Source organism: Paenimyroides ceti (assembly GCF_030409925.1).
Genome location: NZ_JAUFQU010000070.1, coordinates 18,936 through 34,476, shown reverse-complemented (window position 1 = coordinate 34,476; position 15,541 = coordinate 18,936). Strand labels below are relative to the sequence as shown.

Here is a 15,541-nt window from a genome sequence, read left to right as displayed (position 1 = left end):
TTTTGGTGCCATCTACGGCGATTACTTTTTCCGCTACTAATCCTACATCTTTCAGAAATGAAACAAATAGTTTAAACAGATTTTGTAGCGCCGTCGCATTGATTTTACGAAGTCGGCTATGGAATGGTAATTGGGATGTAGTCCCTGCAACAACCATTGCAATTCTATATTTCGGATGGCTTCACGCTCAAGCTTTCTGCTGCTACGGATGCCATTGAGGCAAGCGTAAAGATAGAGTTTGAGAAATAAAGAATCACTAAAAGATGACCGACCTTCTTTCTTTTTATCCGAGGAAGTTAAAGAGCGAACACCTAGTTGCTGAAGATCTAATTTTTCTACAAAAGCATCTATAAATCGGACATCATTATCGGTAGCAATTGCAGCTTCTAAACTAGAGAATGTAAGTTGATGTCTGTCTAAACCATTGATTATAGGCATAAAACCGTGAATTATGAATACCTTATGAATTTATGAAATATTAACTATATTTGAAAGGAGTTTGTGTACTTTTTTCACAGACTGCCGTTACCTGCAATATTCCTCAAACTATGTGTACATATTTTGCTTTTAGCGATGAATGTGGATTATATAATCCTAAAAAACCAAATTTAAAAGTTCATCCTTATTACATTCGTTCAACAATATTAATCAAATCTTCAGAGTGGAAAATACTTAAAGAAAAGTTTTTTGCACTTAAGAAAGAATATGATTTGCCAATAAATAAAGAAATTAAATGGGCTTATTTGTGGAGTTTAAGAATTCATCAAAAAAATAAAACACCAATTAAAGACAATAAAGATTTTAAATTTCTAGAAAATTATGATTATCATAAATTAATTGAATTTGTAGAAAAAACTTTATGTTTATTGAACGATATAGAATATAAGAAAATCGTCCTAACTGTAACAAAAAACAAGAACAATTCACAGTATTCTGAACCCAAAATGCTTAAAATGCATTTACAAGAACATATGCAAAGAATTGAAATGGAAATTCAAGATTCAGAAGAAAATTTAGCTGTTTTATTTTTTGATCCCGTAAGTGAAAACACAGACAAATTATTAAGAGATGTATATTTCGAACTTATAAATGAAGGCGATTTTATAGAAAAATATAGTCATATTAAAGATAGCTTAAATATTGAACATTCACATCAAAGTGTTGGTATTCAAATAGCCGATTATATTTCAGGTACATTCTCAGCAATGCTAAGAGGAATCACATCAAATAATTATGAACTTGGACAAAAGATGTTTTTTGAATATGTGTATCCAAATTTAAGAAGATATAATGGTAAAATAATGGGCGCAGGAATACGTGAAGTTCAATCCGATTCTCAATTTAGAAATTATCTGAAAACAGAATTCGAAAAAATCAGTAAAAAATATTTATAAAATACTGCAGGTAATAACTAAGCTTTCGTCTTGCCCGGAGGGCACGAGATGAAAGCCCGTTGAACGGAACCGCAGAAAGCTTAATACTTAATATGGAGTTTTCTAAATGCAGTTGTTAAATATACAAGCAGTAATTTTACTATTACTGCTTTTTATTGAAGAGCATTTTGTTTTAGATTAATTTTGTATTACAACCAATTTTTTAAAATAAATTCTTCACATCATCAAATATTTTTTGAAAATGTAATTCCAAATCTTCTTTAGAAACCGTTCTTACAAGATTCAAATGAGGTTTATTTATATCTGCTTTTTTGAATTTTATTACTTGAGATTTCCCACCGCTAATAAATGCAAATTGTCCTACTTTAAATTGGGTAAATTCAAAAGCCCGGACTTTAGAAACTTCACGTTGAGAAATGGTTCTCGAATTTGTAGACCCAAATAAATCTGAAGCACCTTTTAAGTTTTTAGAAACTTGTTTTTCTTTTACCAATTCAAAATATTGTTCGTTGAATTTAGCCGTATCGGGATCATTAGATTTACCTAGGATTTGAGTTCCCAGGTTGGAAGTAATTTCACGGAAATCATCACGGCCGTACTGTACATATCCTTGCGAAATGTCTTGTATGGCGTAAACTGTACTTACACCAAAACTTCTCATGGTAGCAGGTATTTTTGCCATATTTAAAAGCTTAACCGTAGGTGCTTCGTCTAATAACACAAAACTTTGTTTCCTATTGCGTTGCATCATTTGTGAAGTTGTTGTTTGTAATATAGCTGCTAATAGTGGCGTTAATGCAGAAGCATTTTTGGGTTCATTAATAACCGACAGTACAATATTAATTTTTGGATCGTTAACATTCAAATCTATTTCGTTTCCTGATAAAATGTAAAAGGCTTCAAGATTTACTATCTTACGTAATAAAGAAGCTAGCGAAGCTAATACAGCGGCTGTTTGTCTAGTAGATTGAATACCCATTAAAAAAGCGGAAGCTTGACTCATAACTCGTGAGTCGGTTTTTAACCAATCTACCAAAGGTTTAAATGGCTGTGCATTTTCTTCCTCATCTGCATTCAGCAATTCTTCCAAGCTTAAAAAAAATGCGACTGCATGGGGCAAGGTACAATATTCAGGATGATAAGTTCGTAATTTTAAAATAATTGCTGCGAACAAACCTGCCCCGGCTGAATAAAAGAAATCTTCCTTTTCATCTTTTCCTTTTAGATTTAATAAAATTGATTTTGATATGTTTTCTATATCTATTTCGTTTTCTATATACTGTGGAGCAATTGGATTGATACGATAGGAATAATTAACATTATGCAATGAAATGGCTTTTAAACGATCCCCAAATAGTCCAAAAGCTATTTCAGATAATTCCCCATTTTTATAATCATAGATAACACCAGTAAATTGATGTTCTGCAAAATGTTTCATTAAATAATAAATAGGACTTTCCGTTTTTCCTGATCCCGCTCCAGCAACTATAAATACACCTGTATTTACATTGGGGATATAAATATTACTTTTATTGGCCGGAAAATAAACTTGTTTTGGATCGGCTTCCTTTGGCTTCGATTTAAAAAAGGATGTCAATAATCCAATTAAAAATGGTGGTAAAACCAAGAGAGAAATAAACAAATAATTCTTTTTAAAAAAATATAGATAAAGGCTAATGATACCTAAAGTTATTAGAAAACCTATTAGTTTGTATAAAAATCCTTTTCGGAAAAATAAAATAAATCCTATTATTGAAATGACAATCATTATCAATACAATCAATTTATTTTCGGTAGTTAAATTAGAGAAATATTCCATAGCAATAGTAATTTACATTCCGTAACCTTTTTCAATAGTTTTAGCAACAGTCTTGGCAACTTTAAGTGTTAATTGTACTGGGTTGGTTGGTATTTTTAAATGAGTAGGAATATTTATTCCTAATGTCTGTGACAATTGCATTTTAATAAGATTTGAAGGATTTGAAATAGTTATTCCGGCATAATTACTCAGTTCTTTTTTAACACTGTTTGCAATCCCCTGTTTAGTTAATTCACGAATTCCTTTTGTTCTTGCCTTTTTTTTATGTGCTTCATAAGATTTCGAATAATCTCTTCTGTAATTAAAATATTGATCAAAACTTTTTTCAGCGTTTTCAAAGAATACATCCCGATTAAAACCAATTGTTTTATTTACTTGATTATTCAATTTAGAATTTTGAGAACGGTATTGAGTCATTGGAGAAAGACTTATTTTATTTCTTGAATCATTGGTATTATCATGACGAGAAACAACAATATGCACATGATAGTTAAATCCACCTTTAGGAGATCCTTCTTTAATAACATCACCAGTAAAATAATCTTTTTGTAAAGATTCTTGAAGTTTTTTTATTTCGTTTTTATCAGACGAACTATTTATTTTATCTAATATTTTTTTATTTTCGATGACATTTTTATCTCGAAAATTATACGTGCGCCTCGTCTCAACTCTACCATAATACATCAGATCATTTTCAGATAATTTTTTTCCATTAATTTCTCGATTGAAATTATTTGCATACTCTTTCATCACTTCCCGGCTGTAATTCATAAGAAGATCACGCATCATCACATCACGAGCTGCAATTAAATCTTTTTCTGATAATTTAAGTTTTTCATTAATAATTTTTTCTTCTAAAAATTGATCAACTCTTTTTATAAGATGTTTCTGTTCTAAGTAAGAAGGAGAAATATTTATCATATAAAAATTAGATTCTTTAACACCTCTTTTACCTCTATTTTCATCAATATTTTGGATAACATCTTCTTTAGAAAGGTTAATATTTTCTTGATTAAAAAAACCAATAGACTCATTATTTTCCTCTTTAAAAAATGAATCTTCTTCAACAAAGCCACGCTCTTCCTTTTCTAAATATTCAAAAATATTCGCACAAGAAGAAGCGGAAGAATTATTCACGTTTGCTTTATGTGGGGTAAAATTGATGTACATTATTTATTGATTAATTGTTTTAGTTCATTTAATCTTTCAGGTGCTATAGTTGCTTCAACTTTTGAACCCATTAAACCAGATTTAGTTGTTAAAGAATTTAAAAGTTCGTTTACTAGTGGACGTAAATTATTCAATTCATTAAAATATAAATCTCTGCTTTTTTTAACCTGCGCTAATTCAATTTTATATTTTTCCAGATCCTGTTCCGCAGGAGAATTAACTTCCAAATCTTTCTTTACTTCAGTGATTACTTCGGCTTTAAAATTGACATCACTGTTATGATACATATCATAAACTTGATTACGAATTGGGATGACAGATTCCTTCTCAATATTTCGAATTATTCTGATTACATCTTCAATTCTTTTCAAACTTTTTTCGTTTGATTTTTCAATTATATTGTGCCAATCATTCGCATAATTTCTATTCAAATCAAATTTATTTTCTACGATAAATGAAGTCATTTTTTCAACAACTTCCGCAAAAGTTTTGATGTTATAATCTTCTTTTAAACGATCAAGTTTTAACTTTGTTGAAACATCAACACGAACCACATTAGACATATGTTACACTATTTAATACAGTTAATTTACTAAATTACAGTATTATAACAAAATCTTGTTACATTTTTGTTTACAAAATTATTTATAGTGTATGTTATTTTATTGATTATCAATACAATATGATTTACGGGGCAAAATTGCCCCGTATCCTCTCGCTAAACATACACTATATCTTTAATCATTCATTTTCGGATAAACAGACTTTCTTATAAAAATGGAATTTTCACTTTTTATATAAATAAAATTATTTGTAATTTTAGAATAATATTCAAACAACATTAAATTTTTAATTAGCTATGGAAGAAAAAAATGTAAAGAAATTATCTTTAAGATTGTACAAAATTCAAATGCAGTTAGAAGCATTAAATGACCAGAAACTTAATTCAATTATCAAAGAAATTGAATCCATTGACAAAGACCTTTTGAAAGAAAATAACTTAAAGTTTCCGACAAAGATGAAGCAAGAAATTTTGGAGTTTATGTAAAAAAAATGCTTTCCAATTGGAAAGCATTTTTATTTTAGTCTGAGTAAAAGTCCGAAAAAGAGAAAATTGTTTAATATTTTTTATTATTAATTTTTTTCTAAATTACAATCTCCCTCCCACTCCTTTAAACTTATCGATAAACGCACTTATCTTATGAAAAACGGTTTGCTTCTTTGTAAGATACTGAGGATTTAGAGGACTAATTTTTGGTAAAATTGTATTTAATTCAGTACCGTTTGAAGTTGCATATTCACGTTTTAATGAAGACTCAATATAACGTTTTGTTGCTTCTTCGTTTAAGTTTTCTTCTTCAATTAATTCTGTTGCTTCTTCCTTTTGTTTTACTTGTGCATATTTAAAGAACGCATCAATAACTGAAGCTTTATCTGGAATTGAATCTAAATCTGTTTCATTAATAAAATCAACCATTAAAGATTCTTTACCTCTATTACCAATACTTGCACGAATTACACGACTTACTTCTTCTACTAATTCAACTTTATCTTTTGTTTTTTTGTTGTGTTCGAAGATTAATTCTAAGATATAATCCAAATTAATTTCCTGCGATTTTAATAAATCAATTTCAAAAACTACGTCATCCCAATCTATTTCAGAATCTTCTGGTTGTTTTCCTTCCTTTTCCTTTCGTAACCAATCACGGATGTCATTATACGTTGATCTATAATCTTGAACTGTACGCTCAGGTAACAAAACGATGTCTTGCATTACTGCAATATCTTCATCAGAAACATGGTACATTTCTTTAAAGTCTTCTACTGCTTCTGAATCATTTATATCAATTGTTTGTAAAGCTTTTAAGCTTGTGAACTCATCATAATTTTGAAGTATATTCTCGACACGAAGATATTCACCAAACAACTTAGTAAACTCTTTTTTATCCTTTTCTTTTTCAATTTGATCAGGATTTGGAAATTTCTCGTTTAGTTCATTTACAACTTCTACAAAACCTCTTCTTGCTTCTCCTGTTGAATTATCTGTAAAACCTTCTAGATATTCCTTGTAACTTTTTTCTAATACAACATTCTTTGTATTGCTATTTCCAAATAAGGTAATTGCATCAACTGTTGCTTGCTCCAAATCACGGAAAGTAACAATATTCCCAAACGTTTTGGTTGCATCAAGGATACGATTCGTACGCGAAAAAGCTTGAATCAATCCGTGAAAACGTAAGTTTTTATCAACAAATAAAGTATTCATTGCCGGAGCATCAAATCCTGTTAGAAACATTCCAACTACAATCAAAAGATCGACTTCTTTATCTTTTACTCGATTAGATAAGTCACGGTAGTAATTTTGAAATGCATCACTATCAACACCATAACTTGTTTTAAACATTTTGTTGTAGTCCTTAATAGCTTTTGTAAGAAATTCTTTCGCCGTACTGTTTAATGCAGAAGGTTCAAAAGATTCATCTAAAATTTCTCCAATAGCTGTTTGTTCTTCATTAGCTGCAAATGAAAAAATGGTTGCTATTTTTAAAGGTCTATCACTGCCGATTTGCTGACGATTTAATTCTTCATAATAGCACTTTGCCGCATCTACACTACTAACGGCAAACATGGCGTTAAATCCTGAATTTCCCCCTTTAGTTCGATGCGTTTTTATGCGATAATTCTGTAAAATATATTTTGATATTTCGCTGATTCGACCAGGATGTAAAAATGCCTTTTTTGTATCTTCAGCATTCAATTTTTTTTCATCAACCTCCATTTCAACACCCTTGAATTGAGGTTTAACGTTGTGATAATCAACTTTAAACTTTAATACCTTTTCATCTCTGATGGCATCAGTAATTACATAAGAATGCAATTCTGTTCCGAAAACACTTGCTGTAGTTTCTGCACCCAATGCGTTTGTAGGAAAAATTGGTGTTCCTGTAAATCCAAACTGATAGAATTTTTTGAACTTTTTTTGTAAGTTTTTTTGCGCTTCTCCGAATTGAGAACGGTGCGCTTCATCGAAAATAAAAACTACTTGTTTATGATAAATATCTAAATCTGCATCCCCTTTCATTAAGTTGTTTAACTTCTGAATTGTGGTAACAATGATTTTATTATCACTTTTATCAATGTTTCGTTTTAAGCCAGCAGTACTATCTGATCCATTCACACTATCAGGAGAAAACTTTTGATATTCTTTCATGGTTTGAAAGTCTAAATCCTTTCGATCCACTACAAAAAACACTTTATCAATAAAATCTAATTGAGTGGCCAAACGTGCTGCTTTAAAACTAGTTAACGTTTTACCAGATCCTGTGGTGTGCCAAATGTATCCACCGCTTTCTAATGTAGACCATTTCTTTGTTTGATAAGCACTTTTTATCTTCCATAAAATACGTTCAGTTGCTGCAATCTGATAAGGTCGCATAACCAATAATGTATCTTTTACATCAAAAACAGTATAGGTTAGTAATACATTTAAAATGGTGTTTTTTTGAAAAAAAGTTGCAGTAAAATCCTTTAAATCCTTAATTAATGAATTGTCGGCTTTCGCCCAATTCATTGTGAAATCATAGCTATTTTTGTTGCGTGACACTGTATTGGCAAAATAACGAGTATCTGTACCATTAGAAATTACAAACAGTTGTAAATACTTAAATAACGAATTTGTAGAATTAAAACTCTCTTTAGAATAACGATGTACCTGGTTAAACGCCTCACGAATAGCAACACCACGCTTTTTAAGTTCTACTTGTACCATAGGTATTCCGTTGACTAAAATGGTAACGTCATAACGATTGGCATGTGTACCTGTTTGCTCTACTTGAGATATAACTTGAACCTTGTTACGAGTAACTGATTTTTTATCTACTAAATAAATATTTTGTATACGCCCATCATCAAACACAAAATCGTAAATGTGATTATCGTGTAATTTTCGGGATTTATCGATTAGACTATCGCTTGGTTTATCCAAATACTCTACTAGGAAACGATTCCATTCGTTGTCTGAGAACACGACATTATTCAGTGCCTGCAATTCGGTGCGAACATTCGCCAGCATAGCTTCATTTGATTTTAAATGCGTTGGATTCTCATAACCAAGATTTATTAAATCTTGTATAAATTCTTTTTCAAGAGCTGTTTCTGATTGATACGCCACTGGCGCTTCATTCAGCTCATAGAACTTAGTATATTTATCTAAAACAATATAATTGTTAGTTTCTGCAATGGTGTTGAAATTAGGCATCTTGTAACTGTTGTGTTTGTGGTTGTGCTTCTACTTCAAGAAGTTCATTATATTGTAATTTAAAGTTATGTTTTGTTAATAATGATTTAAAAACTTTTATAAACATATCTTTTTCTATTTCTTGAATTACTCCCATTTCATCACCTGAATGTTTACTATGACTATATAAATTAATCAAGCGAACAGCTATGGGTACATCATTCGTATTAACATACATAGGTATTAAATCTTCCCAATGATTAAAGCCTAAATAAGTAGAGGTTTTTTCTAAAACGTTTCTAAGTAAGTTAAAGTGATACTTGTGTATATTTCTGGTAATAGCCGCTGCATTTAACTCATCTAACAAGAATATATGATAAGAAAAAGGAGAATCGTTTGAGTCATTTAAAAGATATGTCCCATCATTTAGTTTTTGTAGTCTATATCTACCAGTATTTTTCTCACGATTCAATTCATTATACAAAACATTATAAAATAATGGATTATGCGTAGAAACAATGAATTTTACATTTGTCAGCTTAGCTTTCTTAATTAAATTTGATAAATCAACTGCTAGGTCAATTAAATGATTATCATCTAATGAACTCACTGGATCATCGATAAAGATATATTCTAATTCATCGAATTTATCACTTGAACGATCTTCTCTTTCCTCATTTAAAAGATCAATTATGTGCGCAATTAAACTATAGAAAACACACCAAATAAAATTACTTTCCTCTCCCTTTGATATTTTTATGTTTGTATCGCTATTATCTCCACCGGCCAAATAATCAAAGGCAATTTCTGTAAAATCATCATTTATATTTGGGGTTATATATCTGTTAGTGTATTTCTGGAAATTAGTAATAATGTTGCCATGTTGATTCTCATCTTTTAAAAAAGATAATGCTAATTCTGTAAAATTGTTAGGATGTACTAATAATTTACGATTAGTATCTGCCTCCAAGTCATTAAACCAATAAAATAAATCTTCTGTGAATGCATTGTAATACATAAACTTTATTGGAGACTCTGGTGTTTTTTGATCCTTAGGATCTACTACCTCTTTAAATTCACGAGAAAGACGTGTTTTTCCCGTACCATTAAACGCATAAATTAATTGAGTTTTACGAAATTTCTTTCCTTCCTCTTTTGTTGCTCTTATTAATTTTTGTGCTATTTCGGTTAGTGTTTGACTCATAATAGTTAGTAGGCTATTAATTAATTTTTCAAAAAGTTTAGTAACGAGTTTCTATAATATTCGTACTGCTTGTTTCTGAGTTCTATTTCTTTTTCTAATTGCGCTACAATGTTTTTGGTGGCTTCATCGTATTGATCTAATAAACGAACAATGCGTTCTTGTTCTTCAATGGATGGAACAGGTATTAAAAAGTCATTTAATTGCTTTAAATTTAAATTAGGTTGTGCTGACCCTTTCGAGTTTGATTCTATATAACTTTTCATGAGACCCGATTTCAATAAATGAAAGATATACTTTATAACAATTGAATTATTTAATCTTATAATTGCTAATGCTTGATTAGTATTAGCGGGCAGTAATTCTCTCGGTACAATGGCACATTTCCCTATTGTTGCTCCCGCAATAGTAATTAAAATGTCGTTCTCCTGTAATATTGAGCGCTTTAATTCTTTTTGATGTGTATCTTCATCGATAAATGATAATTTTTTCCGAACTATTATAGAGCCATCAAAGGCCTCTGTTTTTATGAAAGATATTCCATTGTTTGTATATCTTTTAGGTGTTGTACCCTTTGTTATTAATTTTGATATACCCTCCAAAGTTTTCCATTCCACATCCTTACTTTCAAATCTAAACAACTGCTCACGGAAGAACTCAAATTGTTTTTTACGGGTTTGGCGTTCCGTTTCTAATTCATTTTTTAATTGGTTCGTTAAAGAAGTTAATTCATCTAAAATGCGAACAATTTCTTGTTGGATTTCAAGGGATTTTTCTGGATTATCAGGGCAAGGGATTGGGATTGGGATATTTAAAATCTTATCTTTTGAAATATTATATGGAACAGCAATTTTATTTGAAATCTCGTACAAAAAATTTTGTTTACTTATTAAAAAGTAGTACAAAAATCTTTTTAGTACTAATTCTTCGTTAATTGGAAATATAGTAAATGCTACATCGTTCGCCCAGAACTTTTCAGTTTGCCATTTTACAAATCCTGCGGTACCGTACTGAGCAATTGTTATTGAATTTTCTTCACGATTATATTCATTTACATATCCCATAAATCCTACCCCTCCAGAGACTACAGGATACTTGCCATTTTCGATTAAATCTTTTTTAGTAACACGAACACCTCTAATCATTGCTGCAACTTCATACAAAGGAATCCATTCTACATTTACTCCTTGTAACAACTCTTCTAATTTGCTCATCCTTCGATTTCTTTTACAAGGTTATCAATTGCGTTACGTAAATCTGTGATGTTTTTAGCCGTAGATTCTAATTCAGAATTTAATACGTTGATATCTATAACTTCGCGTGTATCTAAAGCTTCTACATACGTACTTACCGAAAGGTTATAATCGTTTTCTGCAATTTTTTCATTTTCAATGGTAATAGCAACGTGTTCTTTGAACTCTTTCGAATCAAACAAATCCATAATTTTATCAATATGGGTATCTTCTAACATATTGTTATTAGTTACCTTTTTGTAAAATTCCTCCCCACTGGCATCAATAAACTGCGTTTTGTACTCTGACTTGTGTTTAGATAAAACCAAAATATTTACGCCAATTGAAGTTCCAAAGAATAAATTCCCTGGTAAGCTGATAACTGTTTCAACGAAATTATTATCTACTAAATATTTTCTGATTTTTTGCTCTGCCCCACTACGGTAAAAAATACCAGGAAAACATACAATGGCTGCACGTCCTTTACTTGATAAATAATTCAACGCGTGTAATACAAAAGCAAAATCTGCTTTTGATTTAGGTGCTAAAACTCCAGCCGGTGCAAAACGATCGTCATTAATTAAAGTGGGATCATCAGATCCTACCCAATTAACTGAATACGGAGGATTAGAAACAATCGCATCGAATGGTTTATCGTCAATAAAATGTGGCTCCGTTAAAGTATCTCCTAATTGAATGTTGAATTTATCGTAATTAATGTTGTGCAAAAACATATTCATACGCGCCAAGTTATAAGTGGTATGATTGATTTCTTGACCAAAGAATCCTTCTTCAATAATGTGGTTATCGAAATGTTTTTTCGCCTGTAATAACAATGCACCAGATCCTGCCGCAGGATCATAAATTTTATTTACAGAAGTTTGCTTGTGCATTGCCAATTGCGCAATTAATTTGGAAACGTTTTGAGGAGTAAAAAACTCACCACCCGATTTTCCAGCATTAGCTGCATAGTTCGAGATTAGAAATTCATATGCATCTCCAAACAAATCAATTTGACTTTCTTCGAACTTTCCAAAGTTTAATTCTGAAACTCCATTTAAAATAGATACTAAACGCTTATTTTTTTCCTCAACCGTATTACCTAAGCGTGTACTTGTAGTATCGAAATCTGCAAATAAACCTTTGATGTCTTGTTCAGAATCATAACCATTTGCTGAGTTTTCTATATCTGTAAAAATTGCTTTTAGGTCTGTATTTAAATTATCGTTTTTACCTGCTTTCTCAACCACGTTAATAAACAATTGACTTGGATATATGAAGTATCCTTTTGTTCTAATAGCATCGTCTTTGATTTCCGGTGTAATAATGTCGTTTGCTAATTTTGGATAGTTTACACTTTCGTCACCACCCTCGATATAACTAGTAAAATTCTCACTTATGAAACGATAGAATAAAGTTCCTAACACAAAGTGTTTAAAGTCCCATCCGTCTACTGAGCCACGTACTTCGTTGGCGATTTTCCATATTTTTGCTTGTAGTTCTGCTCTTTGGGCTGTGGTTGTCATTATTTAGTTTTAGTATTTATTTGTTTTAAAGGTATAAAAAGAACATTTTGTTGTTGATTCAAATTATGGATTTATTGTAAATGCTTTCTTGAATTCAAATTATTATCTGACCATAATAGCCCAATAGGTATTTCTTTTATACTTTCTATATTTTCCGCTGTAATTGGGAAAGCATATTTATCTTGAAAAAATATAACTGTTAATGGAGAATAGTCTTCTAAATCATTAAGAACCATTAATTCTAAAATAATGGTATTTTGAGGAAAATTGTCATCGGCATTTTCACGTGGATCCATAACGTAAAATGAATCTCTATTGAAGATACTTTTAGCTTGTTCTTTAATTTCAGCCAAAATCTTATCATTTAATTCTTCACCGGGTGTACCTTCAATTAAAGTATAGTACGTTTTTTGTTGATAGATTTTAGAAATTTCAACTTCAATATTGTTGATTACAATTATGTTTTCCATAATAAAGTTATTTTTGTTAAAAATAGCAATTTAGCATGACATTATACGTCAATTACCCTTTTATGTAATTTTTATAGAAATCATTATATTACTCTACCATGATAGTGATAATCTACTTCGATGTCTAAAAAATAAAATTTTTTTATTTACAATAATACATTTGGTGGGATAATATAATTCATAGAAATATATATATATTTATATATTGCTTTTTTCTACTCTATAAAACGTTGTTTTACTTATTCCAGCTTGTTTACATGCCTTATCAATACTCATTTTTTTATTGTCGTAAAGATGCTTTGCATATTGGTATTTTTCAAGAGTTTCTTTAGAAATACCTTTAGGTCTACCTAAAGTTTCATTGCGTCTCCTTGCTCCTTCTAATCCATGTTTTGTTCTTTCGCTAATAAGATTACGTTCAAATTCTGCAACTGCACTAAAAATTTGAAGTAAAAATTTTCCATTTGCAGATTGGGTATCAAATTCTGGTTCTGTTATGGATTTAAAATGAATCTTCTTTTGATTGAAAGTTTCAATTAGATCCACCATATTTTTAAGTGACCGGAATATGCGATCATTCTTATAAACCAAAATTGTATCACCTGGTCGAGCAAATTCTAAAAGTTCTAATAAACCTTTTCGATCTTCTTTTACTCCACTCGCAATATCAGAAAATATCTTCTCACATTTACGTTGTTTTAGCAGTTCAATTTGATTTTCTAGATTCTGATCTTTTGTAGAAACTCTCGCATATCCTATAATCATAAAAAGTACTATAAAAGGTTATTTTACGAAACTAATAAAAATAACGATAAAAAGCACTAAAGGAAATAAAAAAAAGACTACTAAAAAGTAGTCCTAGAAAACGGTCGATTTTTGGTATAATTAAATTACAAAAGAGCATGTAAATAATCTGCTGTTTGATTTAATCCATTTTTTCTAAAGCTTTCTAATACTTGAAATTCATCCATTGCCGGGTTTTTGCGATTTAATACCAAATCTTTAAAAGCTTGAATGGCTATTTTTGGATTTAAATCTATAATATCCGTTAGAAAATCATCAGCGCAAACTGCCTTCAATCCAAAAGAGTCTAAATAATCATCCGGAAAATCCTTTAAATTATTCGTTACAATAATATTAGCATTTACTTTAATAGCAGCAGCTAATACATGTCTATCATCTTTATCAGGTAAATTTAAATTATCAATTAATCCTTCATAATTTAATACTAAAGCATCGGGAAATGCCAAATTTGCTACGTTAATCCGCTTCTCTGCTTGTGAAGATTCAACTCCCTTTCGAATCATTACAGATTTCCATTCATCAAAAATGATTTTACTCCATTTTGGGGTATATAAATCATAATGAGCAAACCAAAATAATAAATCTCTAATAACGATAGGAAATATTACATTGGTATCAAGAACAGCTTTGTACCTTACACTATGAATCATATAAACCTATTTCGTCATCAAAGTTCATAATATCAATGATATGCTTTTTCTGTTTTTGCTTCATTTCGTTTTTATATTTGATTACATCTTCAAATAGAATACGACGATGTCTTCCAACCATTGTAAAATCAATTTCACCTTGCTCTAAAAGTTTAACTAAATGTGGTCGTGAACAACCCAATATTTCAGCTGCTTTTTGAGTAGTTACTTCCGTTGCAATAGGGACAATAGATATTGGATTTCCTTCACTCATTGACTTTAAAATTTCACTTAAAAGTTTTAAAGCCTTAAAAGGTATTTTAATTCTGTCGTTTGTTTCTTCGATTTCTATTTCAGTATCATCTTGCTTCAATTGTGATAAAATCGAAGAAAGTGCTGAATAAGATTCAATAGCCACTCGTTGTTCTTTCTTAGTGGGTCTTTTTATATAGTCTAATGCTTCCATACTTTAAATTATTTAAACAAATTTAAACGAAATAAACGAAACAAACAAAATAAACGAAAATAAATAATTTTAAACTTCGCCTATTAGTAAATAAATAACTTGCAGAAATTGGTCTTATCAATTAAATTTTCGGGAATAATCTAATATCAAATTAGTAAGATTTTCTTTTATAAAAAAGTACGAGTCCTCTTCTAAAAATCCTAATGGGGCATAATCAATATAACGTTGACGATAATTGTTATACATTTCAAAACTATGTAAAAAGTCTAACTCTGTTTTGCGATCATTTAAATAAGAATTTAAATCAAAATAACTGTCCCGAGTTGGGGAATATGAAAAAGCTAATAATTCTCCAATACCTTCAACAAACCAATTTAATAAATCATTAATTATAAATTGTTCAGGGATTTCAAAAGTATATCCATCCGTATCATAAAAAAGATAAAAATCTGTTTGAAAACGATTATTAAAATCTTCTAAATTTTTCGCTACAATCTCAATGTTAGATATATGCTCAGGTTCTAATGAATTTCCTAAATCTAACGCTAAACAAACGACGTTTCTTGGCATCATAATAATTTAACTTTAGCACG

The 15,541-nt window shown here is 30.1% G+C and carries 15 protein-coding genes and 1 pseudogene; 2 read left to right on the top strand and 14 right to left on the bottom strand.

From position 1 onward, the window contains the following. Positions 1–51 precede the first annotated feature (51 nt). The gene (locus QW060_RS24330; protein WP_290365328.1) at positions 52–438 is read right to left on the bottom strand and encodes a transposase; all 387 of its coding nucleotides are present in this window, start codon (positions 436–438) and stop codon (positions 52–54) included. A 50-nt stretch (positions 439–488) separates the two neighbouring features. On the opposite strand from QW060_RS24330, the gene QW060_RS24325 reads away from it, so the two are divergent. After that, positions 489–1,394 (top strand): DUF3800 domain-containing protein, encoded by a 906-nt coding sequence (locus tag QW060_RS24325; RefSeq protein WP_290365305.1) that lies wholly within the window; start codon positions 489–491, stop codon positions 1,392–1,394. Between the two features lie 202 nt (positions 1,395–1,596). On the opposite strand, the gene QW060_RS24320 is transcribed toward QW060_RS24325, so the two are convergent. From QW060_RS24320 to QW060_RS28710, 4 genes and pseudogenes are all read right to left on the bottom strand, one after another. Next, on the bottom strand, positions 1,597–2,832 hold the full coding sequence (locus tag QW060_RS24320; RefSeq protein ID WP_290365324.1) for a type IV secretory system conjugative DNA transfer family protein: 1,236 nt from the start codon (positions 2,830–2,832) through the stop codon (positions 1,597–1,599). A gap of 393 nt (positions 2,833–3,225) precedes the next feature. Further along, positions 3,226–4,383, bottom strand: coding sequence for a MobB family relaxase (gene mobB, locus QW060_RS24315; RefSeq protein WP_290365304.1), 1,158 nt, complete (start codon positions 4,381–4,383; stop codon positions 3,226–3,228). Further along, the gene (locus tag QW060_RS24310) at positions 4,383–4,670 is read right to left on the bottom strand and encodes a hypothetical protein (RefSeq protein WP_290365303.1); all 288 of its coding nucleotides are present in this window, start codon (positions 4,668–4,670) and stop codon (positions 4,383–4,385) included. Before QW060_RS24310 ends, mobB begins: the two co-directional genes overlap by 1 nt. Before the next feature lie 21 nt (positions 4,671–4,691). Next, positions 4,692–4,946: pseudogene (locus QW060_RS28710) on the bottom strand (BfmA/BtgA family mobilization protein); the annotation flags it as partial. Positions 4,947–5,278: 332 nt separating this feature from the next. Here QW060_RS28710 and QW060_RS24305 point away from each other — a divergent pair. Further along, on the top strand, positions 5,279–5,431 hold the full coding sequence (locus QW060_RS24305; protein WP_290365208.1) for a hypothetical protein: 153 nt from the start codon (positions 5,279–5,281) through the stop codon (positions 5,429–5,431). A 102-nt stretch (positions 5,432–5,533) separates the two neighbouring features. Here QW060_RS24305 and QW060_RS24300 read toward each other — a convergent pair whose 3' ends face one another. From QW060_RS24300 to QW060_RS24260, 9 genes are all read right to left on the bottom strand, one after another. Beyond that, positions 5,534–8,641: a type I restriction endonuclease subunit R gene (locus QW060_RS24300; protein WP_290365302.1), complete on the bottom strand. Its 3,108-nt coding sequence runs from the start codon at positions 8,639–8,641 to the stop codon at positions 5,534–5,536. Then, a complete protein-coding gene (locus QW060_RS24295) occupies positions 8,634–9,824 on the bottom strand; it encodes an AAA family ATPase (RefSeq protein ID WP_290365301.1) in 1,191 nt (396 codons plus the stop codon). Before QW060_RS24295 ends, QW060_RS24300 begins: the two co-directional genes overlap by 8 nt. A gap of 20 nt (positions 9,825–9,844) precedes the next feature. Next, entirely contained in the window at positions 9,845–11,035 is a 1,191-nt protein-coding gene (locus QW060_RS24290) for a restriction endonuclease subunit S (RefSeq protein ID WP_290365300.1), read from the bottom strand. Further along, positions 11,032–12,579, bottom strand: coding sequence for a type I restriction-modification system subunit M (locus tag QW060_RS24285; protein WP_290365299.1), 1,548 nt, complete (start codon positions 12,577–12,579; stop codon positions 11,032–11,034). Before QW060_RS24285 ends, QW060_RS24290 begins: the two co-directional genes overlap by 4 nt. 71 nt (positions 12,580–12,650) lie before the next feature. Beyond that, on the bottom strand, positions 12,651–13,049 hold the full coding sequence (locus QW060_RS24280; RefSeq protein WP_290365298.1) for a hypothetical protein: 399 nt from the start codon (positions 13,047–13,049) through the stop codon (positions 12,651–12,653). A gap of 198 nt (positions 13,050–13,247) precedes the next feature. Beyond that, entirely contained in the window at positions 13,248–13,814 is a 567-nt protein-coding gene (locus tag QW060_RS24275) for a recombinase family protein (protein WP_290365297.1), read from the bottom strand. Between the two features lie 125 nt (positions 13,815–13,939). Further along, the gene (locus QW060_RS24270; RefSeq protein ID WP_290365296.1) at positions 13,940–14,503 is read right to left on the bottom strand and encodes a PIN domain-containing protein; all 564 of its coding nucleotides are present in this window, start codon (positions 14,501–14,503) and stop codon (positions 13,940–13,942) included. Next, complete coding sequence (locus QW060_RS24265) at positions 14,493–14,948, bottom strand: helix-turn-helix domain-containing protein (RefSeq protein WP_090410424.1); 456 nt, start codon at positions 14,946–14,948, stop codon at positions 14,493–14,495. Before QW060_RS24265 ends, QW060_RS24270 begins: the two co-directional genes overlap by 11 nt. Positions 14,949–15,065: 117 nt before the next feature. Further along, positions 15,066–15,521, bottom strand: coding sequence for a hypothetical protein (locus QW060_RS24260; protein WP_290365295.1), 456 nt, complete (start codon positions 15,519–15,521; stop codon positions 15,066–15,068). Positions 15,522–15,541: the final 20 nt, after the last annotated feature.

Coding starts and splice junctions, on each gene's coding strand:
- QW060_RS24330 (WP_290365328.1), bottom strand. CDS start 438: ATGCCTATAATCAATGGTTTAGACAGACATCAACTTACATTCTCTAGT.
- QW060_RS24320 (WP_290365324.1), bottom strand. CDS start 2,832: ATGAAACATTTTGCAGAACATCAATTTACTGGTGTTATCTATGATTAT.
- mobB (WP_290365304.1), bottom strand. CDS start 4,383: ATGTACATCAATTTTACCCCACATAAAGCAAACGTGAATAATTCTTCC.
- QW060_RS24310 (WP_290365303.1), bottom strand. CDS start 4,670: ATGTATCATAACAGTGATGTCAATTTTAAAGCCGAAGTAATCACTGAA.
- QW060_RS24300 (WP_290365302.1), bottom strand. CDS start 8,641: ATGCCTAATTTCAACACCATTGCAGAAACTAACAATTATATTGTTTTA.
- QW060_RS24295 (WP_290365301.1), bottom strand. CDS start 9,824: ATGAGTCAAACACTAACCGAAATAGCACAAAAATTAATAAGAGCAACA.
- QW060_RS24290 (WP_290365300.1), bottom strand. CDS start 11,035: ATGAGCAAATTAGAAGAGTTGTTACAAGGAGTAAATGTAGAATGGATT.
- QW060_RS24285 (WP_290365299.1), bottom strand. CDS start 12,579: ATGACAACCACAGCCCAAAGAGCAGAACTACAAGCAAAAATATGGAAA.
- QW060_RS24280 (WP_290365298.1), bottom strand. CDS start 13,049: ATGGAAAACATAATTGTAATCAACAATATTGAAGTTGAAATTTCTAAA.
- QW060_RS24275 (WP_290365297.1), bottom strand. CDS start 13,814: ATGATTATAGGATATGCGAGAGTTTCTACAAAAGATCAGAATCTAGAA.
- QW060_RS24270 (WP_290365296.1), bottom strand. CDS start 14,503: ATGATTCATAGTGTAAGGTACAAAGCTGTTCTTGATACCAATGTAATA.
- QW060_RS24265 (WP_090410424.1), bottom strand. CDS start 14,948: ATGGAAGCATTAGACTATATAAAAAGACCCACTAAGAAAGAACAACGA.
- QW060_RS24260 (WP_290365295.1), bottom strand. CDS start 15,521: ATGATGCCAAGAAACGTCGTTTGTTTAGCGTTAGATTTAGGAAATTCA.